Source organism: Sphingomonas sp. CCH21-G11 (assembly GCF_001555965.1).
Taxonomy (GTDB): domain Bacteria; phylum Pseudomonadota; class Alphaproteobacteria; order Sphingomonadales; family Sphingomonadaceae; genus Sphingomonas.
In genome coordinates this window covers 1-26,427 of sequence record NZ_LSHX01000011.1, presented here as the reverse complement: position 1 = coordinate 26,427, position 26,427 = coordinate 1, and the positions used below count along the sequence as shown (strand labels likewise).

The window sequence follows — 26,427 nt, the reverse complement described above, 5'->3', positions numbered from 1 at the left end:
GGGTGAGGGTGAAGCACCATTTGTCCTTGCGCGCCCTGGCCTTGGGGAGCGGCGGCGCGGCGGGATCGGGCGCGGGATCGGTGAATTCATAAAAGCCGTCGAGCGGGATCAGGCAGCGCCCGCCGGTGGCGGTGTTGCCGAAGCGGCGGCCTTCGGACCGGAAGTTATAGAGCGGCTTGCCATTGGCGAGCGGCCAGCTCCAGCGGCGCATGACCAGTTCGGCGGGGGTGGTGCCGGGTTCGGGCGGCGGATCGGCGGGATCGGACGCGGCGAGGCGGACGATCGGGCTCTTGTCGGTGATCCGCACGCTGGCGGTGGGCTCAAGATTGGGCAGCCCGTCGGGAAAGCGAAGCGGGATGCGGAGCTGGTTAAAATCCTGGCGCAGCAGCCCCAACGCTACTCGCCGCGCAGCTTCATTGCACATGGTGAGAAGGGTGGGGGAATGGGAGAGCTAAATCAAGCAACGCGCCTGCGTTTCCGGCCGTCGGCCATACTCTTCAGACCATAGCTACGATTTGAAGTGACATTATGCGGTTAAGATAGAGGGATATTGCGCATGATGAGCGGTGTGATAAAAAAGCGAATGGCAATCGATAAAATACATCTACGAAAGCTCCTTCAGTATTTCGGTCTTCCGAACGACCGTCGGCTTGCCGCAGTAAAGGCGGATGCACGCTCTGAATTGCGGAAATTAGCTCGTACCAAAGCTGGCGGCGCCGATTTTCATTCGTGTTTTTGGGCTGATGCCAAACGTCATGTATCAGGCTTTGTTTCTCTTGATGAAGAAATAGTCGAACGAGTTAAGAAAAATAGAAGCAGAGAGCGTCTATACCCTCTTCTTGCCGACGGGTTCCTAAGTTGGTGGCATGAAAGCAGACGATGGATAAACGAGGAAATATATATTATACCTGAGCCTGTAACGGCCCCATATCATTTTATAGAGATCGATGGACAGGTTAAAGTCCAAAACCTTCTGGCTTTGAAGGTAGGAGGAGGATCTTGCCGACTTATTTATCCATATTTTTCTGAGATGCCTACGCTGACAGAAGACACTGCTCGATTAGGATTGTGGCTGATGTCGCAGGCATTCCCAAAGTTCAATGTCGAAGACATGAGAATCTTAGATGTTCTTCGTGGTAAATCGCACGCAGGAGATCAATTGCCTTTGCGCGGCAATGAAGGTGCGATATTTGTTGAACGGTACGCAAAAATGCTCGCCGATTGGCGATCATTCAAAGCGGAATTCAGCACTAACTAGTTCTCTAATTTTCGATCGCCGCATTAAATATGCGTGCAGTGTGCCAGATGCTTGCTGCCGTAGCGGGTATGAGAAGTACGCCGTAAAACAATGCACAAATCCCAAATGCCGACATTAAATTACTTGGATAAATGCGGGACAAAATGGATACAATCAAGCAAAATGAAAGGACAAGCGATAAGTGAAAAAAACTCGCTATCACCTTCATAAAATATGAGTCGGAACGCCCGTTTTGTCTTATGGCCTCAAGAAAGCGACCACTTGAAAATGAAAGCATGATCGCCATACCGCCTAATGCGAACCCCAACAAATTAGGAACAATGGCCGTTGCAATTTCAATCCAGACGAGGCCATGACGGACAGACCATATTGGTTCCGTTAAAGTGACCAGAATTACCGCTAGCAGCAAATATGGGGAACCGAAAAGACTGGTTACACCCCCGAAAACGCGCCAATAACCTTGGAATGCGTTGTTATCCACGAAAACGCTTCACTTCTGATGTGAGGGCAGAGGTTACAATAGTTCCCGCGGCTAAGACGCGCTCTACCAACTTGGGATATTGTTGGGTTGATCTCTTTGTTCTAATGCCATTCTCTACGCCAGAGCTTTCAACATACCCATTGCTTGCTGCGACTTCTGCGCGTGTGTGGTTGGCCTCATTAAGATGAATGCCATCTGTTGCAGGCTGTCGGGAGAAATTGTACTCAGCTCGCTTTATATTCTGCTCATGGAGTTCTCGCAGAACCTCATCGGCATCACTTCCGTGGCTATCACCCGGGTTTGGCCGTTTTAGAACTATGACGATTTTATCAATCCTCTCAAGTCCTAAAACTTGTGTAAGTGCATCTTCTTCCGGAATAATTGTTACTTCGAAGGTCTGGCCGTCCTTATTTTCTCTGCTCAGGAGGAATTCAAAGACCTTTCCAGCCTGTCGAATTGAAAGTGTTTTTCCATTCTCATTCTTAAGCTCAACAGCAATGGTGTGCGTGCTTGAATCCAAAATATACGAGAAGGATCTGTTGTTAAAACCGCGTTCCGCGAAAACTTTTTTTAGTTCGGCCTCAACGTCCTTCTTTTCGAAAGTAGACTTCGAAATCGATGGCTCGGAAGGATCAATATCAGTCCATACCGAGATCACGCCCTGAAAAATATCGGGATCGCCAGACACCTCTTGCGGTGGAGTTATAATGGCAAAGTCTTTGCCGCGAACGTTTACCGGTGTGTTGGAGACGGTTCGCAAGCTGCTGGAATAAATTCCCTCTGGATGCGGAGATGCGACGACGTTCAAAAATCCAATTTTTATGGTACTTTCGTTCGACATACGGCCTCCCCCCTAGGCAGACTACGTTACCAGCTGCGAGCCCGTTGACAAGATTACTCCGCTGCCGCCACATTTTCTTTTGCCCCCTTCATCCCCAACAACCCCGCCAAATACCGCCCCGTAAAGCTCCGCGGCTCCTTCACCACCGTCTCCGGCGTCCCCACCGCGACAATCTCCCCGCCCTTGACGCCGCCTTCCGGCCCCAGGTCGATGATCCAGTCCGCGGTCTTGATGACGTCGAGGTTGTGCTCGATCACCACCACGGTATTGCCGTGTTCGACCAGCGCGTGGAGCACCTCCAGAAGCTTGCGGACATCTTCGAAATGCAGCCCCGTGGTGGGTTCATCGAGGATGTAGAGCGTCTGGCCGGTGGCGCGGCGGGCGAGTTCCTTGGCGAGCTTGACCCGCTGGGCCTCGCCGCCCGACAGCGTCGTCGCCTGTTGCCCGACCTTGACATAGCCCAGCCCCACCTCGGCCAGCATCGCCATCTTGTCGCGGATCGGCGGCACCGCCTTGAAGAACTCGACCGCGTCCTCGACCGTCATGTCGAGCACGTCGGCGATCGACTTGCCCTTGAACTTCACCTCCAGCGTCTCACGATTGTAGCGCGCGCCGTGGCAGACATCGCACGTCACATAGACGTCGGGGAGGAAGTGCATCTCGATCTTGAGCACGCCGTCGCCCTGGCACGCTTCGCACCGGCCGCCCTTGACGTTGAAGCTGAACCGGCCGGGCTTGTAGCCGCGCGCCTGGCTTTCGGGCAGGCCGGCGAACCAGTCGCGGATGTTGGTGAAGGCGCCGGTATAGGTCGCGGGGTTTGAGCGCGGCGTGCGGCCGATCGGCGACTGGTCGATGTCGATCACCTTGTCGAGATGTTCGAGGCCGATGATCTTGTCATGCTTGCCCGCCAGCATCCGCGCGCCGTTGAGGCTGCGCGCGGCGGCGGCATAGAGCGTGTCGATGGTGAAGCTGGACTTGCCCGATCCCGACACGCCGGTGATGCAGGTGAAGGTGCCGAGCGGGATCGCCGCGGTGACGCCGCGCAGATTGTTGGCGGTGGCGTTGTGGACGGTGAGCTTCTTGCCCGATCCCTTGCGCCGCTTCGCCGGCACGGGGATGGCGCGGGTGCCGTTGAGGTAATCGGCGGTGATGCTGTCCTTGCTCGCCAGCAATTCGGGGACGGTGCCCTGGGCCACGACGGTGCCGCCATGGACGCCCGCGCCCGGCCCCATGTCGATGACATAATCGGCGGTGCGGATCGCATCCTCGTCATGCTCGACCACCAACACGGTGTTGCCGAGATCGCGCAGGCGGCGCAGCGTGGCGAGCAGCATGTCGTTGTCGCGCTGGTGCAGGCCGATCGAGGGTTCGTCGAGGACATAGAGCACGCCCGACAGGCCCGAGCCGATCTGGCTGGCGAGGCGGATGCGCTGGCTCTCACCGCCGGACAGGGTGCCGGAGGTGCGGTCGAGGTTGAGATAGTCGAGCCCGACATTGTTGAGGAAGCCGAGGCGCTCGTCGATCTCCTTGAGGATCGCGCGGGCGATCTCCGTCTGTTGCGGGGTGAGGGCGGCGGGCAGCTGGGCGAACCAGGCGAGCGCGTCGACCACCGACAGGCGGGTGATGCTGGAAATGTCGCGCATGCCAACCTTGACCGCCAGCGCCTCGGGCTTGAGGCGGGCGCCGTGGCACGTCTCGCACGGGTGCGCGGCCTGGTATTTGGACAGCTCCTCGCGCATCCACGCGCTCTCGGTCTGGAGCATGCGGCGGTTGAGGTTGCCGATGACGCCCTCGAACGGCTTCTTCACGTCATACGACTTGCGGCCGTCGATGAAGGTGAGGGTGACGGGCTTGCCCCCCGTGCCGTGGAGGATGATCAGCCGGACCTCGCCGGGCAGGTCCCGCCACGGGGTGTCGAGGCTGAAGCCGAATTCGCGCGCGAGGCTGGCGAGCACCTGCATGTAATAGGGGCTGGGCGGGTTGGACTTGGCCCAGGGGACGACCGCCCCCTTCTTGAGGCTGAGGTCGTGGTTGGGGACGACCAGGTCCTCGTCGAAGATCAGCTTCTCGCCCAGGCCGTCGCAGGTCGGGCAGGCGCCCTGGGGCGCGTTGAAGCTGAACAGCCGCGGCTCGATCTCCGCAATGGTGAAGCCCGAGACGGGGCAGGCGAATTTTTCGGAGAAGACGATGCGGTTGGGCGGAATGCCGGCGCCTTTCATCTTGCCGGGGTCGGAGGATCGGGTGCTCGCCTCTCCGTTCGTGTCGAGCGTCGTCGAGACACGTTTCTCGACTTCGCTCGAAACGAACGGGGTGGGGGCTTCGCGAACCGAGGTGGTCGCGCTTCCCCTCTCCCCCGAAAGGGAGAGGGAGTCCACCGTGCCGTCGACCAGGTCGACATAGGCCAGCCCCTCGGCCAGCTTGAGCGCGGTCTCGAAGCTGTCGGCCAGGCGGGTCGCGATGTCCGGGCGGACGACGAGGCGGTCGACCACGACCTCGATGTCGTGCTTGAACTTCTTGTCGAGCGCGGGGGCTTCCTCGATCAAATACTGCTCGCCGTCGATGCGGACGCGCTGGAAGCCGGCGCGCTGCCATTCCGCCAGCTCCTTGCGATATTCGCCCTTGCGCCCGCGCACGACCGGGGCGAGCAGCAGGATGCGCGTCCCCTCCGGCAGCGCCAGCACGCGGTCGACCATCTGGCTGACCGTCTGCGCGGCGATCGGCAGGCCGGTGGCGGGCGAATAGGGTACGCCGACCCGCGCCCACAACAGCCGCATGTAATCGTAGATCTCGGTGACGGTGGCGACGGTCGAACGCGGGTTGCGGCTGGTCGTCTTCTGCTCGATCGAGATGGCGGGCGACAGCCCCTCGATATGGTCGACGTCGGGCTTCTGCATCAGCTCCAGGAACTGGCGCGCATAGGCCGACAGCGATTCGACATAGCGCCGCTGCCCCTCGGCATAGATGGTGTCGAAGGCGAGGCTGGACTTGCCCGACCCCGACAGCCCGGTGATCACCGTCAGCGTGTCGCGCGGAATGTCGATGTCCACGCCCTTGAGATTATGCTCGCGCGCGCCGCGCACGGAAATTGTCGTAAGTGCCATGGGCGAGGGTTCTAGCTTTGTTCCGGAGGGGATTCCAGAGGGGAGATAGGGCGGGGCGGCCGGGGATGCGAGGGGGCAGCGCGATTGGTCGTCCAAGACGGCCGCGGCGGTCGGCGCCCCAATATCCGCCGCATATTCGCTGCAAAAATGACAATTACGTGACGCGCGTCGTAACTCCAATCTGGTGGAAACCAGAGTTGCCAACTGATTTGTTCCAAGTCAGGTAGCGTCTGGCAGGGCTTGGCTTTTTCCTGCAATTCAGTGGGGTGGTATGATGTTGACGTTGCGCGGCACGGATGGTGCGGACATTCTTACCGGAGGCGCGGAGGACGATCTGATCGACGGCGCTGCGGGGAATGACAGTCTTGGCGGCAGTGGCGGCAACGACACGATCATCGGTGGAGCCGGCGCAGACTCGCTAGTGGGTGGTGCCGGAGACGACCGGCTTTATTCATTTGTGCCAGACCCAACGCTCAACCCGGAGATGCCATGGCTGACCGGTGCGTCGACCGACATATTCAATGATCCAGACACATTGATCGGTGGGGATGGCGACGACCACATTTTTGCAGGGGTCGGCGACTTCATAGATGGGGGCGCGAGCAGATACGGCAATAGCATCTCGATCTCCTTCCTGGGGTCCGCAACCGGCGTGCAGGCCGACTTTCGCCAGTTTCGCAACAATGACATCGACGTCGTAATCAACGGTACGACCATTCGTAATATTCGACACGTCGCCTATATCGAGGGAAGCAATTTCGACGATCTGCTTGCCCCGGTAACAAGTTACTATAGCAATGGGAGCAGCGTGTACGGGCGTGGCGGAAACGATACGCTAATCGCGGAATATTACACAGGAACTGGCGGTTCTGGCCTGTTTGGGGGGGACGGCAACGACACGCTCGATGGGACATTCTCGCAATATGGCGGCGTCTATAATGGTGACGCCGGCGACGATTTGATCGACACGCGAAGTGGGAGTCCGGTGACCGCCGATGGCGGGGATGGCAACGATATCTTGCTTGCGCGCGACGGGACGATCCGAGGTGGTGCTGGCGATGATCGAATAACTCTCCAATTCAGCAGCTTCCCGATTGCGCTTGGCGATAGCGGGAATGACCAGATTACAGGATCGTCGAGCTTAGATCGTCTTTTTGGCGGCAGCGGTGCCGACACGATCATCGGCGGTGGCGGTGCAGACACCATTGCATCGAGCGATGGCGAACCTTCAACATTCTATTATGTATATGTTCCCCAACTTGACTCGGGCGCGGAGCGTGACGTCATTGACGCCGGCGCCGGGGACGACATTGTGTTCGCAGGCTTTGGCGACGATGCGGACGGAGGCGACGGAAACGATACGTTGACCTTGTCGCTGGCCGGGTCTGCGGAGGGGGTGACCTTTGACGCCTCCGGCCTGGCGGGCGGCGGCGCGGTCACCTTTGCCGGCGGCACGATCCGCGGCTTTGAAACGATCGAGAAGGTATATGGCACGCGGTTCGACGACACGATCATCGTCGGGACACAGTCGAGCCTGGTGTCCATCGATGCCGGCAATGGGAACGATGTGATCGTGTCGAGCGGAAGTTCGGTTTCGATACTTGGAGGCGCCGGGAACGATTATTTCATCAGCGGCGCTGCCGGCGATATCTTTAACGGCGGTGAAGGTTTCAATACGGTCGGGTATATCAATTATACTTCTGGTATCACCATCACGCTGGGTGCGTTCGATGAAGTGGTAACCGGGCCCGGGGGCGATCAAATCACCAACGTGTCGCACGTCAATGGATCGGAGTTTGCCGACCTCATCCGCGGCAACATCTTTCCAAACAGGCTTGCCGGTCTTGGGGGCAATGACACGCTCGAGGGCGGGGGAGGTGCGGACCTTCTCATCGGCGGATTTGGCAATGACACCTTTTACGTCGAAAATCTGGACGACACCGTCGTAGAAGCTGCGGGCGAGGGCGCCGATGCGATCATCGTGCGCGCCACGGCAAGCAACTTCGTGCTCAGCGCCGGTGTCGACGTCGAGACGCTTTCGGCGGATACCGGCACCGCACCCATCAACATCACCGGCAACTGGCAGTCGCAGACGATCAACGGCAATGACGGGGCGAACATCCTGTCGGCGGGCGGGCCGGGCGCGCCGGACACGCTGAACGGCGGGCTGGGCGACGACACGTACCGCGTTTTCGCGACCGGCGACGTGATCAACGACACCGGTGGCAACGACATCGTCTATGCCAGCGGAACAAGCTATTTCCTGTATTCGACTGCCGCGGTCGAAACGCTTTCGACGTCGCTGCACGCGGGCACGGAGAGCTTCTACCTGGTCGGCAACGGCGCGTCCCAGGTGATCATCGGCAATTTCGGCGACAACATCATCAACGGCCGTTCGGGTGACGGGCAGGGCAATCCCGACACGCTCATCGGCCTGGCCGGCAACGACACGTTCGCCGTGTTCCTGCAGGGCGATGTCGTGCGCGAAGAGGTCGGACAGGGTTCGGATATCGTCGTCGCCAATGCCAGCTATCAGTTGCGCGAAGGCACCGAGATCGAGGTCCTGACCGCGGTCGACCAGACAGCCACGGCTGCGTCACAGCAGTTCACGCTGCGCGGCAACGGCTTTGCCCAAACCATCGTCGGCAATGACACGGTCAACGTGCTCGACGGCCGCGGCGGCAACGATGTGCTGATCGGACGGGGCGGGAACGACACCTTTGCGTTCACAACCGCGCTCGGCAGCGGCAATGTCGACACGATCCAGGACTTTGCCGCCGGTGACAGGATCGGGCTCGCGTCCGACATCTTCGGCAGCGTCACGGCTGACGGGATCGTGGCCGGCGAGTTCGTGATCGGCACGGCGGCGGCCGATGGCGACGACCGGCTGATCTACGATCAGGCGACGGGGCGCCTGTGGCTCGACGCCGACGGAAATGGTGCGGGTGCGGCGGTCCTGTTCGCGCAGCTGGCGGCGGGAACCGTGCTGAGCGCCAGCAGCTTCGTCGTCATCGCGCCGGTCGCATCCTTGCCCGCCGCCTGACGACGGCGCATGGCGGAGCGCGGCCGCGTCGGTGCCGCGCTTCGCGCAAGTCGCGTGCCGCCGACTGCACGCGACACCGATGCGATTGGGCGACGTTCAACCCCCGTTGCCCATTCGCATCGACCCGCGCGCTCGCGACGCTAAATGATTTCGGGACCCGCACGCCGGGCCGCAGATCATGTTGTTGTTCGAATCCGGCTGTCCGCCAGGCTCGGGCACATATGTTCGCGATTCCGTCTGGCTCGATCACCCAACGGAACAAAGGGCAGAGATGATCCGTCTCGGGCTTTGCAATCGATTGCAGTCGTGTTACCGAGCGTTTCGAAGCCGATCGAATCGGACGTTTCAACAGGAGGATCGAGGATGAAGGCCAACCAGCTGTTTGTCGCGTCGAGCGCGTTCGCGCTGATCGTCGCCGCCACGCCGGCGCGGGCGCAGGATGCCGTGGCGCAGGCCGAGGCTGCCGCCGGTGCGGAGGCCGATCCCGCCGCCGATCCCGCATCCCAGGATGGCGGCGACATCGTCGTCACCGGCGTGGCGCGCGGCACCAACCGGCTGGACAGCGCGGTGTCGGTCAGCTCGCTGTCGGGCGACGAGCTGGTCAAGTCGGCACCGCGATCGGTGGCGGAAGTGTTCCGCCAGATCCCCGGCATCCGTTCGGAAAGCTCGGGCGGCGAGGGCAATGCCAATATCGCGGTGCGCGGGCTTCCGGTCGCGTCGGGCGGCGCCAAGTTCCTGCAATTGCAGGAAGACGGGCTGCCGGTGCTGGAGTTCGGCGACATCACCTTCGGCAACGCGGACATCTTCCTGCGCGCCGACCTGAACGTCGCGCGGGTCGAGGCGATCCGCGGCGGATCGGCATCGACCTTCGCCTCCAACTCGCCCGGCGGCATCATCAACCTCATCTCCAAGACCGGCGAGCGCGAGGGCGGATCGGTGCAGGGCACGGTCGGCCTGGATTACGAGGAATACCGCATCGATTTCGACTATGGCGGCAAGCTGTCGGACACGCTGCGCTTTCATTTCGGCGGCTTCTATCGCCAGGGCGAGGGGCCGCGCCGCGCCGGCTATGACGGCAACAAGGGCGGCCAGATCAAGGCGAACATCACCAAGGAATTCGACGGCGGCTATGTCCGCGTCTATGGCAAGTATCTCGACGACCGCGCGATCGGCTACCTGCCCAATCCGGTGCGGGTGACGGGCAGCAACGGCAACCCCGATTATTCCAACGTGCCGGGGTTCAGCATCAACAACGACACGCTGCATTCGCGCTATTTCACGCGCAACATCACGCTGGACGGCGACAACAACCCGACGGTCAACGACATTCGCGACGGCCAGCGGCCGCTGGTCAAATCGATCGGGCTGGAGGCGCAGTTCGAGATCGGCGACGGCTGGGAAGTGACCGAGCGGTTCCGTTTCTCGGACATATCGGGCCGCTTCATCTCGAACTTCCCGGCGACGGTCGACAGCGCGTCCGCAATCGCGACGTCGCTGGGCGGACCCGGCGCGACGCTGAGCTATGCCAACGGTCCCAATGGCGGCGCGGCGATCACCAATCCGGGCGCGCTCAACGGCAACGGGCTGCTGGCGCAGATCGTGGTGTTCGACACCGAGCTGGAGAGCCTGGACAACATCACCAACGACATCCGCCTGTCCAAGGGTTTCGACACCAGTTTCGGCCGGGTGACGGGCACGGCGGGCTTCTATGCCTCGCGCCAGACGGTCGACACCAACTGGCTGTGGACGTCGGCGCTGCTGGAAGTGCGCGGCGACGGCGAGGCGGCGCTGGTCAACGTCCGCGACGCGGCGGGCACGCCGGTGACGCAGGACGGCTTCTTTGCGTTCGGGGCGGCCTATTTCGGCAATTGCTGCCGGCGCAGCTATGATATCGACTATACCACCGCGGCACCCTTTCTGTCGCTCAACCTCGAGGCGGGGGCGCTGACCGTCGATGCGAGCGCGCGCTATGATTTCGGCGGCGCGCAGGGTTCGGTCGCGGGCGCTGACCTGGGCGGCGGACGATCGGGGCTGACCGCGTTCGACATCAACCGCGACGGCACCATCTCCGCCGCGGAGGGGCGCACCGCGATCATCCCGCTCGGCAGCGCGGCGCCGGTCGACTATAATTACGACTATCTCAGCTATTCGCTCGGCGTGAACTACCGCTTCGCGTCCAATTTCTCGGGCTTTGCGCGCTACAGCCGCGGCGCGCGCGCCAATGCCGACCGGCTGCTGTTCGGGCCGGCGATCAACACCGCGACGGGCGACCTGGTCGACAGTTCGGCGGCGGTCGACTTCGTCCGCCAGGCGGAAGCCGGGGTGAAGTATCGCGACGGCGGCCTCGCGCTCTATGCCACCGGCTTCTATGCCGAGACCGAGGAGCAGAATTTCGAGGCGACGACGCAGCGGTTCTTCAACCGCGACTATCGCGCCTATGGCGTCGAGCTGGAGGGCAGCTATCGCGTCGGCGCATTCTCGATCACGGCGGGCGGCACCTATACCGATGCGGAGATCACCGGCGACGCGATCAACCCGGGCGTCGTCGGAAATCGCCCGCGCCGCCAGGCCGAGTTCATCTATCAGGTGACGCCGCAATATGACGCCGAGCTGTTCACCGTCGGCGCGAGCGTCATCGGCACGACCGACAGCTTTGCCCAGGACAATAACGCGCTGGTCCTGCCCGGCTTTACCCAGGTCAACGGCTTCGTCCAGTTCCGGCCGCTGGAGCGGGTACAGCTGTCGATCAACGCCAACAACCTGTTCGACGTGCGCGGCTTTACCGAGGCGGAGGAGGGGACGATCCCGACCAACGGCATCGTGCGCGCGCGTTCGATCAACGGGCGGACGATCTCCGCCGCGGTGCGCTTCGACTTTTAAGGGTTAGAAGGAGCAGGAGTCACGCGAAGGCGCGAAGGGAAGGTTGTTCACGCAGAGGCGCGGAAGACGCGGAGTTGGTGCGTTCTTGGCGGCGTCAGCCGCGACCGACAGACCACGAGTTCTGAAGCCGCTGCGCGGCAATCGGCATCCCGTCTCTGCGCCCTCCGCGTCTCCACGAGAAAAAGCCCTGCCTTCCCTTTCGCGTCTTCGCGCCTTCGCGTGACTCCGATCCAACTGGCCCGAAGCCGCGACGCGCTGTCATCAAAGTGACGCGCCATTGCCGCGCTTGTTTAATCTTGCACTGCAACAGGCCCCTGGAAACCCAGGGGGACAAGATGACCAAGATCGCCACGATTTCCGCGCTGCTGCTCGCGTCCAGCGCGCTGTTCGCGCCCGCTGCCTTTGCCCAGGATGCCGCCGCGCCGGCCACGGCCACGGCGGCGGAGGACGCCAACGACATCATCGTCACCGCGCAGAAGATCGAGCAGCGCGCGATCGACGTGCCGATCACCATTTCGGCGGTGTCGGGCGCGCGTATCCGCGAGCTGGGCGTCAACGACCTGGACGAGCTGTCCAACTTCATCCCCGGCCTGAACATCCAGGAACAGAGCGCCAACAATCCCGGCATCGTCATCCGCGGCATCACGTCGGATTCGGGTTCGGCGCAGCAGGGCCCGCGCGTCACCCTCTATTACAACGGCGTCGACATCTCGCGCTCGCGCGGATCGTACCAGGCGATCTATGATCTGGAGCGCGTCGAGGTCATCAAGGGGCCACAGGCGACGCTGTTCGGCACCGCGAGCGCGGTCGGGGCGATCAGCCTGACCTCCGCCCGCCCGCAGGAAGGCTTTTCCGCGTCGCTGACCGGCGGCTTCGGCAATTTCGACCAGACGCTGCTGCAGGGCTACATCAACCTGGGCAATGACAGGATCGCCGGGCGCGTCGCGGCCGAGTGGAAGCGGCGCGACGGCTATGTCGAAAATCTCGCGCCGGGCCAGGACGACCTGTACGCGCAGGACAATGTCGGCGTCCGCGCCTCGCTGCGCTTCACGCCGAGCGAGGACATCACGATCGACCTGATCGGCACCTATGACCGCCAGCGCAACAGCGGCACGCCGTTCATTTCGGGATCGCTGCCGACCACCGCGGGCCCGGCCAACCCGTTCGGCCCGGCATTCCTGGGCGGATCGCCGGTGTCCGAAAGCGCGCTGGGCGCGGCGAGGCTGGGCCTCGACCGCGACGTGTACGACGTCAACCTGACCGCCGCGTGGGACTTTGCCGACGGCTGGACCTTCACCACGGTCAACGGTTACCGCGAGTTCGACAGCCTGGAAATCTTCGACGCCGACGGATCGGCTGCCTGGTACCTCGAATTCGCCGAGCTGGCGACGGGCTGGCAGTTCAACCACGAAGGCCGCTTCGCCTATGCCAGCGACCAGTTCCGCGGGTCGTTCGGCTGGAATTACTTCCATGAGGACGGCGTGCAGAACGTGCCGTTCTCGACCGAGGAAGGCACGTATCTGCAGTGCGCGGCGCGGGTGGCGGGCGCCGGCATCCCGTGCATCGCGCCCAACGGAACCGTCACGGCCGCGCAGGTGACGCGCATCCTGACCGGCGGGGCGGCGACCGCGATCCCCTATCGCTCGGTGTTCGAGAACCAGGGGCTGAACGACACCTATTCGGTGTTCGCGGATGGCACCTGGATCCCCACCCCGGCGCTGGAACTGACCGCGGGCGTCCGCGTGCTGATCGAGCAGCGTCAGTCGGGTTTTCGCGCGACGGTGCCCAATTCGGTGATCAGCCGCGCGCCGCTGATCCCGGGCCAGGTCGACACCGGCGGGCTGACCTATCGCGACGAGGCGAGCTTTTCGGCGGTGCTGCCGCGCTTCAACGCGCTGTATCGCTTCAGCGACGACGTTAACGTCTTCGCCACCGTGTCGAAGGGGCGCCGTTCGCCGGTGCTTCAGGTCGACGCGGTGCGCATCGCCAACCTGCCGACGCGGCGCGTGCAGAATGTCGCCGAGGAAACGGTGTGGAACTATGAAGTCGGCCTGAAGGGGTCGGTCGGCCCGGTGTCGGGCACGCTGGGCGTCTATTACCAGGAATATACCGATTTCCAGGTGAGCATCGTCAACCCGCAGACCGGCATCGCGCAGACGCAGAGCGCGGGCAATGCGACCAATTTCGGCGTCGAGGCCGAAGTGGCGGTGCGCGTCGCGCCGTGGCTGAACCTGTTCGGCAATCTCGGCTATATCGACGGCGGCATCGACGACGATCCGGCCAATGGCCGGTTCGCGGGCAACCGGTTCCGCCTGCAGCCCGAATTCCAGGGCGCGGCGGGCTTCACCATCGACGCGCCGCTGGGTGGCGGCGTCAGCTTCTTCGCAACGCCGACCGTCACCTATCGCAGCCGCATCTTCTTTGAAATCCCCAACAACCCGCTGATCAGCCAGGATGCGGTGACGCTGGTCAATGCGCGCGCGGGCCTGACGCTGGCCGACAATCGCTACGAGATCGCCGGCTTCATCCGCAACGCCTTCGACGAGGACTATCTGCTCGACGCGGGCAACACGGGCGGCGCGTTCGGCATCCCGACCTTCATCCCGGCGGAGCCGCGCTTCTACGGCGTACAGCTGACCGCGCGGTATTGAGGCGAGGTCGCGCCCCGTCCGGCGACGGGCGGGGCGGGCGGGCGAAGGGTGCGGTTGATCTTCGCGCGGCGGTGCGCCAGTCCGATCCAATGCAGCCACCCGCACCCTTTGCCGACGACCTCGACCTGACGCTGGCGGAGGCGTTCAAGCTGTTGACGCGGGGCGTGGTCGATCGGCGCAGCGCGTTTCGGACGATCCAGGTGGCGACGGTGGCGGCGGGCGGGGCGCCCGAGGTGCGGACGGTGGTGCTGCGCGCGTTCGAGCCCGCCGAGCGGCGATTGCGGTTCCATACCGACCGGCGCAGCGGCAAGTTCGCGCAGCTGGGCCGCGATCCGCGCGTCATGCTGCACGGTTATGATCCCGGCGCGAAGATCCAGCTGCGGATGGCGGGGCGGGCGACGATCCATATCGACGACGCGGTGGCGGACGACGCATGGGCACGGACCGCGCCGATGGGGCGGGCATGCTATGCGATCACGCCCGGGCCGGGGACCGTCGTTGCCGCGCCGATCGCGGCGCCCGAGGATCAGCCGCACGCGCGCGACCAGTTCGCGGCGGTGCGGGTCACGATCGACACGCTCGATTGGCTGTGGCTGTCCGCGCACGGGCATCGCCGCGCGCGTTTCGCGTGGGCGGGGGGCGAGTTGGCTTCGCGGTGGCTGGTGCCCTGAGGGTGTTTTGCGCTCGGGCTGATTCATCCCTTCCTTTTGCCGAGCGGAGAGGGATGGGACATTGCGTCAGACGCAGCGCCTGGTGGATAGCCCCCACCCCAACCCCTCCCTTGAAGGGGAGGGGCTTGAGCGGGCGAAGTTGATCTCAGCCGGCCCTCATACGCCTCACCCGAAGGGCAGGATGCCGCGATACTGGTCGAGCGGCGGCGCGCCGGGAAGCTGGGCGCCCTGGCGCAGCAGGAAGACGTGGCGGACGATTTCCGCCTGTTGCTCGATGCCGTAGCGCGTCAGCCGCCAGCCGGGCCGGAGGCTGTAGCCATAGCGGCAGAAGGGGTGTCGGGCGATGGGCAGGAAGATGCCGCGCTGATGCTGCCAGACATGGACGAGTTCGTGGATGAACAGCCCCTGCGCATCCAGCCCCGCGCAGCCGAAATCGTCGCAATAGAGCCCGCCCGCCGGGTGGAAATGGATCGTGCCGAGCGGTGCCATCGTTACCCGGCGCGGCTGGAACGGAAACCATTTGCGATTGGCGACGCGCGCGCGGCCATAATCGATCGCGTCGCCGAACACCCCGCGGGCCAGCGCGATTTCGCCGTCGGTGAGCGGTCGGGTGGACACGGATGCCGCCTATGCCATTTCCCGAAAATGATAAACCACTATGTCAAACCGTGCGCCTTTGGATGGACCGCGACCGGCCTGCACCAAAGCCATCCGTTCGGAAATGCCGGAGAGCGGCGAGGTGGGGCTCGCCGCTCTCCGGAACTGTTCAGGCGGCAAAGACGATGTATGCGCGCGTCGTGAGCGACCCGGTGCACCAGCGCGCATTGCTGGGAAAGGGTTTGCGCCCATTGCGCCAGCGGATGTCGACCTCGCCATGGCCATATCGAAGCACCCGCAGGTTTACATATTCCAGCAACTTGGCAGATACCCAGCCGCTCATCGCGGCTTCGAGTTCAGCCTTGTGTCGCGCGGGATCACCGCAGCTACGCACGCCCCGCCATCCCCGTGCGATCGTCTCCTCGATCCGCAATTCGTCGCCAGTTACTGGCACATCCTGCGCGATCGCTTCGGAAATCTCATCGGCGTTGAGCGCCGCCTGGTTGACGTCCTGCGACTTGTCCTCGAACAGCTCGATATATTCTGACATCGCCACCTCCCGTTTTGCGCGGTGCAGATTTGCGCCGCCCGGCCGGTGTCGAAGGTGAAGTGGATATTCGTAAGGGGTTTGGTTCAGAACCGAACGAAGGGATGCGAGATCGCCAGCGTTTCGGACCAACGCCCTTCGATCGTCATGACCCCTGTCGACGTCCGATCAGTGGCTGCCGCCATGCACCGAGCCATGGTCCGTCGCCTGACCCGACGGCGCGCGCAGTTCGGCCTTGACCGTCACGTTCGGGCTGTTGGCAAAGGCGACGGTCAGTTCGGCCGTGCCGCCGGGCTTCAGCGCGCCGGTGGGATCGAACAACATCACGTGACGGCCGCCGGGCGCGAGATCGAGCCGCGCCCCCGCGGTGAAGGGGACGCGCGCGCCCATCTGCATCCGGGTGACGCCGTTCTCCTCCACTGTCTCGTGCAGCTCGGCACGGGCGAAGGCGGGGCTGGTCACCGCGACGACCGCATCGTCGGCCGCGCCGCCGACAATGGTGAAATAGGCCGCCGCCGGTCGTCCCGCGATGGCGGGCAGGCGGATCCAGGCGTCGCGGATACCGGGCTGGGCAGGCTCGGCATCGCCGGCATCGGCCGCGGCCTGTGCCGCCGGCGTCGCGGCGGCATTGTCGGGCGTTGCATTGTCGGGCGTTGCATTGTCGGGCGTTGCATTTTCGGCCGTTGCGTTGCCGGCGGGGTCGGCGGCGGGCGCGCAGCCGGCGATCAGCATCAGCGCGATCAGGGGGAAGCGGGGCGACATCCGGCGGCGACTCCGTGCAGGGCTGGAACAGATGTCGCGACAGCTAGGCGTGTCGCAATCTTGCGGCAAGAGATGCCCCACCTATATCCGCCGGTGGAACGGTCGCGTCGCCACTCCCATCCGGGGCGCGATCAGGGTGCAATTTTTTCAAACTCACTGGGGGCCGAAGAGGAACCATGGCAAAAGTAATCGGGATCGATCTGGGTACGACCAACAGCTGCGTCGCAGTGATGGAGGGCGGCAGCCCCAAGGTGATCGAGAATGCGGAAGGCGCGCGCACGACGCCGTCGATCGTCGCTTTCGCCAAGGACGGCGAGCGATTGATCGGCCAGCCGGCCAAGCGCCAGGCCGTGACCAATCCCGACAACACCGTCTTTGCGGTCAAGCGGCTGATCGGCCGGCGTTTCGACGATCCGGTGACCAAGAAGGACACCGAGCTGGTGCCGTACACGATCGTGCGCGGCGGCAACGGCGATGCGTGGGTCAAGGCGGGCGGCGAGGAATATTCACCGAGCCAGATCAGCGCGTTCATCCTGCAGAAAATGAAGGAAACCGCCGAGAGCTATCTGGGCGAGACGGTGACCCAGGCGGTGATCACGGTGCCGGCCTATTTCAACGACGCCCAGCGCCAGGCGACCAAGGACGCCGGCAAGATCGCGGGCCTCGACGTGCTGCGCATCATCAACGAGCCGACCGCGGCCGCGCTCGCCTATGGCCTGGACAAGGATTCGAACAAGACGATCGCGGTCTATGACCTGGGCGGCGGCACGTTCGACATCTCGGTGCTCGAGATCGGCGACGGCGTGTTCGAGGTGAAGGCGACCAACGGCGACACCTTCCTGGGCGGCGAGGATTTCGACAGCAAGGTCGTCCAGTTCCTGGCCGACGAGTTCAAGAAGGCCGAGGGCATCGACCTGACCAAGGACAAGCTGGCGCTGCAGCGGCTGAAGGAGGCCGCCGAAAAGGCCAAGATCGAGCTGTCGAGCGCGGCGACGACCGAAGTCAACCTGCCCTTCATCACCGCCGACCAGAACGGCCCCAAGCACCTGGTCAAGACGATCAGCCGCGCGGACCTGGAAAAGCTGGTCGACGACCTGATCCAGCGCACGCTGGAGCCGTGCCGCAAGGCGCTGGCCGACGCGGGGCTGAAGGCCGACGCGATCGACGAGGTGGTGCTGGTCGGCGGCATGACCCGCATGCCCAAGGTGCGCGACGTCGTGAAGTCGTTCTTTGGCAAGGAGCCGCACACCGGCGTCAACCCCGATGAAGTCGTGGCGATCGGTGCCGCGATCCAGGCGGGCGTGCTGCAGGGCGACGTCAAGGACGTGCTGCTGCTCGACGTGACGCCGCTGTCGCTGGGCATCGAGACGCTGGGCGGGGTGTTCACCCGCATGATCGACCGCAACACGACGATCCCGACCAAGAAGAGCCAGGTCTATTCGACCGCCGACGACAACCAGCAGGCGGTGACGATCCGCGTGTTCCAGGGCGAGCGCGAAATGGCCGCCGACAACAAGATGCTGGGCCAGTTCGACCTGGTCGGCATCCCGCCCGCGCCGCGCGGCGTGCCGCAGATCGAGGTGACCTTCGACATCGACGCCAACGGCATCGTCAACGTCAGTGCCAAGGACAAGGGCACCGGCAAGGAGCAGCAGATCCGCATCCAGGCGTCGGGCGGCCTGAGCGACAACGACATCGAGCAGATGGTGCGCGATGCCGAGAAGTTCGCCGAGGAAGACAAGAAGCGCCGCGCGGCGGCGGAGGCCAAGAACAACGCCGAATCGCTGATCCACACCACCGAGCGCCAGCTTGCCGAGCATGGCGATCAGGTCGACGCCGGCCTGAAGGGTGAGATCGAGGCGGCGATCGCGGACGCGAAGAGCGCGGTCGAGGGCGGCGACGCGGACGCGATGACCGCCAAGTCGCAGGCGCTGGCGCAGGTCGCGATGAAGCTCGGCCAGGCGATCTATGACAAGCAGCAGCAGGCGGAAGCCTCGCCCGCCGCTGCCGAAACCGGCCCGACCGAGGAAGTGGTCGACGCCGAGTTTTCCGAGGTGGACGACAACAAGGCGTAAGGCCGGTGCAACGGTTCTCGACTTCGCTCGAACCGAACGGATGGGGCTCTAACCCGCCGTTCGTCCCGAGCGGAGTCGAGGGGCGTTTGTTGGAGCTCCCCCGATGACCACCCAGATCGACTATTACGAGCTGCTCGAATGCGAGCGCGGCGCGGACGACGCCACGATCAAGAGCGCGTACCGCAAGCTCGCGATGAAGTACCACCCCGACAAGAACGGGGGCTGCAAGGAGTCCGAGGCCAAGTTCAAGGCGGTCTCCGAAGCCTATGAGGTGCTGAAGGACCCGCAGAAGCGCGCGGCCTATGATCGCTATGGCCATGCCGCGTTCCAGAATGGCGGCGGTGCCGGCGGCGGCGCGCAGGATTTCGGCGCGTTCAGCGACATTTTCGAGACCATGTTCGGCGAGTTCATGGGTGGCGGGCGCGGCGGCCAGCGCGGTCCCCGGCGTGGCGCCGATCTGCGCTATGACATGGAGATCACGCTCGAGGAGGCGTTTCACGGCCGCGAGCGCCAGATCACCGTCGACGTCTCCAGCGCATGCGACGCCTGTGCCGGGTCGGGCGCGCGACCGGGCACCGGGGTCAAGACCTGCTCGACCTGTGGCGGCATGGGCAAGGTGCGCGCGCAGCAGGGGTTCTTCGTGGTCGAACGCACCTGTCCCGGCTGCCACGGCCAGGGCCAGGTGATCAGCGATCCGTGCACCAGCTGTCGCGGCGAGGGCCGGGTCGACAAGACCAAGACGCTGAGCGTCAACGTGCCGCCGGGCGTGGACGAGGGCACGCGCATCCGCTTGTCGGGCGAAGGCGAGGCGGGCGCGCGCGGGGCACCGCCGGGCGACCTCTACATCTTCCTCCACGTCGCGCGGCACGAGCTGTTCGAGCGTGAGGGCACGACGCTGCACGCGCGTGCGCCGATCAGCTTTACCACCGCGGCGCTGGGCGGCGAGATCGCGCTGCCCGGACTGGACGGCCAGACGATCGCGGTGCGGGTGCCGCCGGGCACCCAGTCGGGCCGCGAGGTGCGCCATCGCGGCGCGGGCATGCCGGTGCTGCAAGGGCGCGGGCGCGGCGACCTGGTCGTCCATCTGGAGGTCGAGATGCCGACCCGGCTGACTGCCCGCCAGCGCGAATTGCTCGAGGAATTCCGCGCCACCGAAACGGGTGAGGAATGCCCGCAGTCGAGCGGCTTTTTCGAGAAGTTGAAGCGCGCGGTCGGGGGATAAGGTGTCGCCGGAACTGACGATCCGGCGCGATGACCTGTCCAGTGCGGCGACGCGCGAGCTGCTGGCGCTGCATCTGGCGGGCATGCATGCCAACTCGCCTGCGGATGCGGTGTTCGCGCTCGACCTGACCGGGCTGCAGCGCCCGGACGTGCGGGTGTGGAGCGCGTGGTCGGGCGAGCGCATTGCCGGCATCGGTGCGCTGAAGTTGCTCGGTGATGGCACGGGCGAGGTGAAGTCGATGCGGACGCATCCCGACTTCCTGCGGCGCGGGGTCGCGGCCGCGCTGCTGGAGCATATCATCGGCGAGGCGCGCGCCGGCGGCTGCCATCGGCTGAGCCTGGAGACGGGGAGCGGTCCGGCCTTCGAGCCGGCGCTAGCGCTGTACCGGCAGCGCGGGTTCGTCGAAGGCGCGGCGTTCGGCGACTATCGGGCGAGCGCGTTCAATCAGTTTCTGCATCTGGCTTTGTGAGTGACGGCGGCATCGGATTACGGAGTCTCCGGGGCCACGCACTGCCACGGACATGGCGGGTGTGGCGCATGGATGCCAGATTACGTCCGGCATGACGGCGGTAAGTTGGTGGTTGCCGCTTGATTGTTATTCGGTCACTTCCGCGAACGAATCGTTAATCTCGCAGCGATAGCGTGGCCTACATGGTACGATTGGCGCTCGATTGTAAGTCACTGATAGAAGGCTGAACAATCGTCATCGCGCGACCTACAATCCGTATCTTTGGAGGGCCGTCAAAGATGGGCTTCAACCATTTGCTTCGACGCTGGTCCACATTGTTTGGCGCGCTTATCGCGATGGCCATTTGCGGTCTGCTGACGGCCTGTGTCGAGCGCGAGACGCTTCGCTATCGGATCACGGTCGAGATCGAGACACCTCAAGGTCTGCGTACCGGGTCGAGTGTGTGGCAGGTGTCAGCCGTTTCGACGCCAGCATTTCCCGGGCCCGAGGCTGGCGGCGTGCGCGGTGCAGGGCGCGGTGAAGCGGTCGCAGTCGATCTGCCGGGTGGGACGCTCTTTGCGCTTTTGCGCGCTCAGGACGGCAGTGCAAGTTACTATCCGGTGATGTCAATCATCAGAGAACTGCGACCCAAGGGCGTGTTGAAGCCCGATTGGGCGGCCGAGATGCGCGCGATGCAGCGCAATCCTGGGACGTTCGAGCTGCCAGCCGAAAATTATCCGCTGCTCGTTCGTTTCAAGGCAATTGCCGACGTTCGATCAGTTGAGGTTGTCACGCCAGAGAACATCAGCGATGTTTTCGGCCGTGGCTACGCCGTGCGGCGTATTACGATCCATGCAACCGATGATCCCATATCAACCGGAATCGAAAGTCGCCTGCCTTGGGCGGACGATTATGTTGACAAAAATCTCCGTGGCGAGAAGACTCAAGGTCGATTCGATCAAGGCGTTGGAAACATTATTGGAACGGGGTCGTTTACCACGGAGTACAGACGATGAAGCGTTGCGTAGGGAGCCTTATCGGCTAAGGCTCAGCCGAGCACCCGCTCGAAAATCGTGTCGATGTGCTTGAAATGGTAGCCGAGGTCGAACTTGTCCTCGATCTCCGCCGGGGTCAGCGCGGCGGTCACGTCGGAGTCGGCCTTGAGCAGGTCGAGCAGTGACAGCGCGCCGTCCGATTCCCAGACCTTCATCGCGTTGCGCTGAACGAGGCGATAGGCGTCCTCGCGGCTGACCCCGGCCTGCGTCAGCGCGAGCAGCACGCGCTGGGAGTGGACGAGGCCGCCCATCTTGTTGAGGTTCTTCTCCATCCGTTCGGGATAGACGACGAGCTTGTCCATCACCCCGGTCAGCCGGGCGAGCGCGAAGTCGAGGGTGATGGTCGCATCCGGGCCGATATAGCGTTCGACCGACGAGTGGCTGATGTCGCGTTCGTGCCAGAGCGCGACATTCTCCAATGCCGGGGTGACATAGCCGCGGACCATGCGGGCGAGGCCGGTCAGGTTCTCGGTCAGCACCGGGTTGCGCTTGTGCGGCATCGCCGACGAACCCTTTTGCCCCGGCGAGAAATATTCCTCCGCCTCGAGCACTTCGGTGCGCTGGAGGTGGCGGATTTCGGTCGCCAGCCGCTCGATCGAGCTGGCGATGACGCCAAGCGTGGCGAAGAACATCGCGTGGCGATCGCGCGGGATCACCTGGGTCGAGACAGGTTCGATGCTGAGTCCCATCTTGGCGGCGACATGCGCTTCGACGCGCGGGTCGATATTGGCGAAGGTGCCGACCGCGCCGGAGATCGCGCAGGTCGCGACGTCGGCGCGTGCGGCGACCAGGCGGGCGCGGTTGCGGTCGAACTCGGCATAGGCCTGAGCGAGCTTGAGGCCGAAGGTGACGGGTTCGGCGTGGATGCCGTGGCTGCGCCCGATCGTGGGGGTGAGCTTGTGCTCATAGGCGCGGCGCTTGAGCACCGCGAGCAGCTGGTCGAGATCGTCGATCAAGAGGTCGGCGGCACGCGCCAGCTGGACCGCCAGACAGGTGTCGAGCACGTCTGAGCTGGTCATCCCCTGGTGCATGAAGCGCGCTTCGGGGCCGACATGTTCGGCGACGTTGGTCAGGAAGGCGATGACGTCGTGCTTCACCTCCGCCTCGATCGCGTCGATGCGCTCGACCTCGAACGCGCCGCGTTCCCAGATCGCGGCAGCGGCTTCGCGCGGCACGACGCCCAGTTCGGCGAGCGCATCGGTCGCGTGCGCCTCGATCTCGAACCAGATGCGGAACCTGGCTTCGGGCGACCAGATCGCGGCCATGGCCGGGCGGGAATAGCGGGGAACCATGCGGGCTCTTTCGTTCGCGGGGGCGGGGACGGCAATCGTCTCACCGCAGATAGGCCCCGGATCCGGGACGAGGCGCGCGGTATCAAGGATGAGCGGTCGGTTCAACTTGGTTCCAGGGGAACGAAGAAAATCCTGAGCTGTTGCATTTGGGCACGTCGCGTCGGGAAGCATGGACAGATCCCGGACGACCTGTCGTAAAAATCTGGAGTATTTACAATGCTTAAGACCCTTATTCTCGCCAGCGCGGCGCTGGTTGCCGCCCCGGCGCTCGCCCAGGACACGACCACCCAGGATACCGCCACCCAGTCGCCCGCGACCGAGTCGACCGCGCCCGCGCAGCAGAACGCACCGGCCGCCCCGACCACGGCCGACAGCACAAGCGCACAGACGTCGGCGACCGCGCAGGCCGCGGGTCCGGACCAGATCGCGCAGATCGTCGAAACCGAGTTTCCGACCTATGACAAGGATTCGTCGAGTGACCTGAACCAGGAAGAATTCGGCGCGTGGATGGTGGCGCTGCGCACCGCGAGCGAGCCCGGCGTCAATGCGCAGTCGGCCGAAGTCAAGACCTGGACCGGCCAGGCGTTCGCCTCAGCCGATGCCGACAAGTCGAGCACGGTGACCAAGGCGGAGCTGACCAGCTTTCTGAGCAAGGGTCAGGCTTCGTAATCCATCCTTCTCCCCCCTCCGGGAGTTCTACGGTGTGCCGCCGGGGTTTACGCCCCGGCGGTACATTTTTGTCATGTGCGTCTTTGTCATGTGCGTCGGGATTGGCGTGCGCCCGCGGCTGCGCCCAGCCAGTGTTCGGGCACCGGGGCTCCGTTCGGCCCGATCAGAGCAGGCCGAGCGTGCGCAGGCTGGAATGCCCCGACGCGCCGACGATCAAATGATCGTGGAGTGTGATGCCGAGCGGCCTGGCGGCGTCGGCGATGCGGCGGGTCAGGTCGATGTCGGCGCGACTGGGCGTCGGATCGCCGCTCGGGTGATTGTGCACCAGGATCAGCGCCGCCGACCCGAAATCGATCGCGCGGCGGATCACCTCGCGGACATAGACCGGGGCCTCGTCGATCGAGCCCTCGCTCATCAGTTCGTCGCGGATCAGCATGTTGCGGGTGTTGAGGTGAAGGACGCGGAACCGCTCGATCGCGTGATGCGCCATGTCGGCATGGAGATAATCGAGCAGGGCCTGCCAGTTCGCCAGGACCGGGCGCTCGGCGGTCGAAGCCTTGAGCAGGCGCAGCGCCGCGGCATGCGCGACCTTGAGCGCGGCGGCGCTGGTCTCGCCCATGCCGGGCACGCGCTGGAGCGCGACGCCATCGGCGCTCAGCAGCCCGGCAATGCCGCCGAATTCGGCGAGCAGCGCCTTGGCCAGCGGCTTGGTGTCACGCCGGGGGATGGCGAGCGCGAGCAGATATTCGATCAGCTCATGGTCGAGCAGCGCGTCGCCGCCATGATCGAGCAGCCGCCCGCGCAGCCGTGCGCGGTGGCCGGCGGCATGGTCGGTCGCGGAAGGCGGATCGTCGCGCATCGGAGGCGAGCCTAGCGCGGGCGGGGCGGACGGCGCAATCGCGCCGCTTGACCGGTTGATGTCGCCGCCGCAACGTCCGCGCGAGTTGGGAGTTTGATGCGGCGTGACGGCGGAACAAGACGAAGGGCCGGGCGACGTCGCGCCACGGGTGCGGCGACGCCGGATGAGCTGGTCGCGCCGCCGTCGCGCCGCTTCGGCCGCGCTGGTGCTGGTCGCGGCGGCGGGGCTGGGGCTGTGGACCCAGCGCCGTCCGATCGCCGACGAGCTGATCCGGCGCGAGCTGGTCCGCGCGGGCGTGCAGGCGAGCTATCAGGTCCGCGATATCGGCTTTGCGCGCCAGCGGCTGACCGATGTCGTCATCGGCGACCCGAAGCGCCCCGATCTGACCGCCGACTGGGTCGAAGTCGAAACGCGGGTGCGCTTCGGCACGCCGGAGATCGTCGGCGTGCGCGCCGGCCATGTCGTGCTGCGCGGCGCGTGGCGCGACGGCCGCATCAGCCTGGGCGCGATCGACGCGCTGCTGCCCGCGCCGAGCGGTCGGCCGATCGAATTGCCGACACTCGACATATCGGTGGCGGATGCGCGCATCCGGCTCGACACGCCCTATGGCCGGATCGGCATCGCGATGACCGGCGCGGGGCGCGTGCGCGACGGCTTTCGCGGCCGGGCCGGGATGTTCGCCGACACGCTGGCGGCCGGTGATTGCCGCGCCCGCACGCTCCGCGCGACGCTGGCGGTCGCGATCGACGCCGGCGAACCGCATGTGACGGGCCCGGTGCGAGCCGCGGAGGCGGGGTGTGCGGGGGTGGCAGTCGCCCAGCCGGAGGTCGCGGTCGACGCGGTGCTGGGGAACCGTTTCGACCGCTGGCAGGGTCGCGCCGACGTTCGCGCGGCGAGGGTGGCGGCCAGCGCGGGCGCGATGCGGGGCGTCACGGGCGCGGCGCGATTTTCGGGCGGGCCGGCGCGGACCGAGGGCACGGTGCGGCTGATGGCGGCGGGCTTTGCGGGATCCGGCGCGCGCGGCGAGCGGCTTGGCATCGACGGGCGCTATCGCGTCGGCCGCGGCGGATGGGCGTTCGACGGCAGCGCGTCGGCGGCGCGGATCGACCCGGGCGCGCAACGCCGCCAGCAGGTCGCCGCACTGGCGCGCGCGGGGGCGGGCACCCCGGTCGCGCCGTTGCTCGACCGGCTGGGCGCGGCGCTCCTGCGCGCCACGCAGGGCGTGTCCGCCGAGGCGATCGTGGCGGCGGCCGGACGGGGAAATGCGGGTGCGGTGACGATCGCCCGCGCCGGCCTGTCCGCGCCGACGGGGGCAAGCGTGTCGCTGAGCGGCGGCGAGAGCGTGCGCTATGCCTGGCCATCGGGTGCGATCGCGGCATCGGGGCGGGTCGTCCTGGGCGGCGGGGAACTGCCGGATGCGGTCGTAAGCTTTACGCGCAATCCCGCGAGCGGCGCGGTCAGCGGCGTTGCCGACATGGCGCCCTATGCCGCCAGCGGCGCGCGGCTGGCGCTGCGCCCGGTCGCGTTTCGCATCGACGGGGCCACCGGGACGGCGCGCACCGTCGCCACGTTGAGCGGGCCGTTTTCGGGCGGGCGGATCGACGGGCTGAGCCTGCCCGTCACCCTGAGCTGGCGGGGCGAACGGTTCACCGTCGGGCCGCAATGCGTGCCCGCCCGCTTCGAGCGGCTGGTCGTGTCCGCGCTGACGCTCGACCCGGCGGCGCTGCGCGTGTGCCCGGTGAACGGGGCGCTGGCGCGCTTTGGCGGCGGGGCGGTCGGCGGCGGGATCGCGGCCGACCGGGTCGCGCTGAGCGGGCGGATCGGATCGACGCCGGTCACGCTGGCGGCGGCGCGCGCGACATTCGGGCTGAGGGGGGCGGCGTTCGCCGTGGACGACGTCGCGGCGCGGCTGGGCGCGCCGGAGCGGGTGACGCGGCTGGACCTGGCGGAGCTTGAGGGGCGCGTTGTCGGGGGC

At 65.0% G+C, this 26,427-nt stretch carries 19 protein-coding genes and 1 pseudogene; 11 read left to right on the top strand and 9 right to left on the bottom strand.

Features of this window, described 5'->3' with window-relative positions; translation table 11 throughout:
- Positions 1–394 (bottom strand): annotated as a pseudogene (locus AX676_RS02645) (hypothetical protein); the annotation flags it as partial.
- Positions 395–556: 162 nt separating this feature from the next.
- Between AX676_RS02645 and AX676_RS17630 the strand changes: the two are divergent.
- Positions 557–1,258: a hypothetical protein gene (locus tag AX676_RS17630; protein WP_156437824.1), complete on the top strand. Its 702-nt coding sequence runs from the start codon at positions 557–559 to the stop codon at positions 1,256–1,258.
- A gap of 4 nt (positions 1,259–1,262) precedes the next feature.
- On the opposite strand, the gene AX676_RS17625 is transcribed toward AX676_RS17630, so the two are convergent.
- From AX676_RS17625 to uvrA, 3 genes are read right to left on the bottom strand one after another with little or no spacing between them, the layout of a single operon-like run.
- Positions 1,263–1,739, bottom strand: a complete 477-nt coding sequence (locus tag AX676_RS17625; protein WP_156437823.1) for a hypothetical protein — start codon at positions 1,737–1,739, stop codon at positions 1,263–1,265.
- The gene (locus tag AX676_RS16995; protein WP_082730976.1) at positions 1,732–2,580 is read right to left on the bottom strand and encodes a DUF4747 family protein; all 849 of its coding nucleotides are present in this window, start codon (positions 2,578–2,580) and stop codon (positions 1,732–1,734) included. Before AX676_RS16995 ends, AX676_RS17625 begins: the two co-directional genes overlap by 8 nt.
- Positions 2,581–2,633: 53 nt before the next feature.
- Positions 2,634–5,681 (bottom strand): excinuclease ABC subunit UvrA, encoded by a 3,048-nt coding sequence (gene uvrA, locus AX676_RS02640; RefSeq protein ID WP_066482322.1) that lies wholly within the window; start codon positions 5,679–5,681, stop codon positions 2,634–2,636.
- A gap of 274 nt (positions 5,682–5,955) precedes the next feature.
- On the opposite strand from uvrA, the gene AX676_RS02635 reads away from it, so the two are divergent.
- The 4 genes from AX676_RS02635 (at position 5,956) to AX676_RS02620 (ending at position 14,926) form a co-directional block, all read left to right on the top strand.
- Positions 5,956–8,724 (top strand): calcium-binding protein, encoded by a 2,769-nt coding sequence (locus tag AX676_RS02635; RefSeq protein WP_197417120.1) that lies wholly within the window; start codon positions 5,956–5,958, stop codon positions 8,722–8,724.
- A 363-nt stretch (positions 8,725–9,087) separates the two neighbouring features.
- Positions 9,088–11,604 (top strand): TonB-dependent receptor domain-containing protein, encoded by a 2,517-nt coding sequence (locus tag AX676_RS02630; protein ID WP_066482316.1) that lies wholly within the window; start codon positions 9,088–9,090, stop codon positions 11,602–11,604.
- A 335-nt stretch (positions 11,605–11,939) separates the two neighbouring features.
- Positions 11,940–14,255, top strand: coding sequence for a TonB-dependent receptor (locus tag AX676_RS02625; RefSeq protein ID WP_066482769.1), 2,316 nt, complete (start codon positions 11,940–11,942; stop codon positions 14,253–14,255).
- 89 nt (positions 14,256–14,344) lie between these two features.
- Positions 14,345–14,926 carry a pyridoxamine 5'-phosphate oxidase family protein gene (locus tag AX676_RS02620; RefSeq protein WP_066477362.1) on the top strand — a complete coding sequence of 194 codons (582 nt, stop codon included), beginning with the start codon at positions 14,345–14,347 and terminating at the stop codon, positions 14,924–14,926.
- A 165-nt stretch (positions 14,927–15,091) separates the two neighbouring features.
- On the opposite strand, the gene AX676_RS02615 is transcribed toward AX676_RS02620, so the two are convergent.
- The 3 genes from AX676_RS02615 to AX676_RS02605 all read right to left on the bottom strand — a co-directional run bounded on the left by AX676_RS02615 (position 15,092) and on the right by AX676_RS02605 (position 16,832).
- Complete coding sequence (locus AX676_RS02615; RefSeq protein ID WP_066477364.1) at positions 15,092–15,544, bottom strand: vgr related protein; 453 nt, start codon at positions 15,542–15,544, stop codon at positions 15,092–15,094.
- A 148-nt stretch (positions 15,545–15,692) separates the two neighbouring features.
- Positions 15,693–16,073, bottom strand: coding sequence for a hypothetical protein (locus tag AX676_RS02610; RefSeq protein WP_066477365.1), 381 nt, complete (start codon positions 16,071–16,073; stop codon positions 15,693–15,695).
- 165 nt (positions 16,074–16,238) lie between these two features.
- On the bottom strand, positions 16,239–16,832 hold the full coding sequence (locus AX676_RS02605) for a copper chaperone PCu(A)C (RefSeq protein ID WP_066477366.1): 594 nt from the start codon (positions 16,830–16,832) through the stop codon (positions 16,239–16,241).
- A gap of 176 nt (positions 16,833–17,008) precedes the next feature.
- Between AX676_RS02605 and dnaK the strand changes: the two genes are divergently transcribed.
- The 4 genes from dnaK to AX676_RS02585 all read left to right on the top strand — a co-directional run bounded on the left by dnaK (position 17,009) and on the right by AX676_RS02585 (position 21,593).
- Positions 17,009–18,907, top strand: a complete 1,899-nt coding sequence (dnaK, locus tag AX676_RS02600; protein ID WP_066544076.1) for a molecular chaperone DnaK — start codon at positions 17,009–17,011, stop codon at positions 18,905–18,907.
- 103 nt (positions 18,908–19,010) lie between these two features.
- Positions 19,011–20,129 (top strand): molecular chaperone DnaJ, encoded by a 1,119-nt coding sequence (gene dnaJ, locus AX676_RS02595; RefSeq protein ID WP_066477369.1) that lies wholly within the window; start codon positions 19,011–19,013, stop codon positions 20,127–20,129.
- 1 nt (position 20,130) lies between these two features.
- Positions 20,131–20,598 carry a GNAT family N-acetyltransferase gene (locus tag AX676_RS02590; protein ID WP_231726228.1) on the top strand — a complete coding sequence of 156 codons (468 nt, stop codon included), beginning with the start codon at positions 20,131–20,133 and terminating at the stop codon, positions 20,596–20,598.
- A gap of 278 nt (positions 20,599–20,876) precedes the next feature.
- Positions 20,877–21,593, top strand: coding sequence for a hypothetical protein (locus tag AX676_RS02585; RefSeq protein WP_066477371.1), 717 nt, complete (start codon positions 20,877–20,879; stop codon positions 21,591–21,593).
- 32 nt (positions 21,594–21,625) lie between these two features.
- Here the strand turns inward: AX676_RS02585 and purB are convergent, their stop codons facing one another.
- Positions 21,626–22,924, bottom strand: coding sequence for an adenylosuccinate lyase (gene purB / locus AX676_RS02580; RefSeq protein WP_082730893.1), 1,299 nt, complete (start codon positions 22,922–22,924; stop codon positions 21,626–21,628).
- Between the two features lie 216 nt (positions 22,925–23,140).
- Between purB and AX676_RS02575 the strand changes: the two genes are divergently transcribed.
- Positions 23,141–23,593 (top strand): hypothetical protein, encoded by a 453-nt coding sequence (locus AX676_RS02575; RefSeq protein WP_066477378.1) that lies wholly within the window; start codon positions 23,141–23,143, stop codon positions 23,591–23,593.
- A 163-nt stretch (positions 23,594–23,756) separates the two neighbouring features.
- Here the strand turns inward: AX676_RS02575 and radC are convergent, their stop codons facing one another.
- Entirely contained in the window at positions 23,757–24,452 is a 696-nt protein-coding gene (radC, locus tag AX676_RS02570) for a RadC family protein (RefSeq protein WP_066477380.1), read from the bottom strand.
- A gap of 103 nt (positions 24,453–24,555) precedes the next feature.
- On the opposite strand from radC, the gene AX676_RS02565 reads away from it, so the two are divergent.
- A partial coding sequence (locus AX676_RS02565) for an intermembrane phospholipid transport protein YdbH family protein (RefSeq protein WP_443026321.1) occupies positions 24,556–26,427 on the top strand: 1,872 nt, incomplete at its 3' end.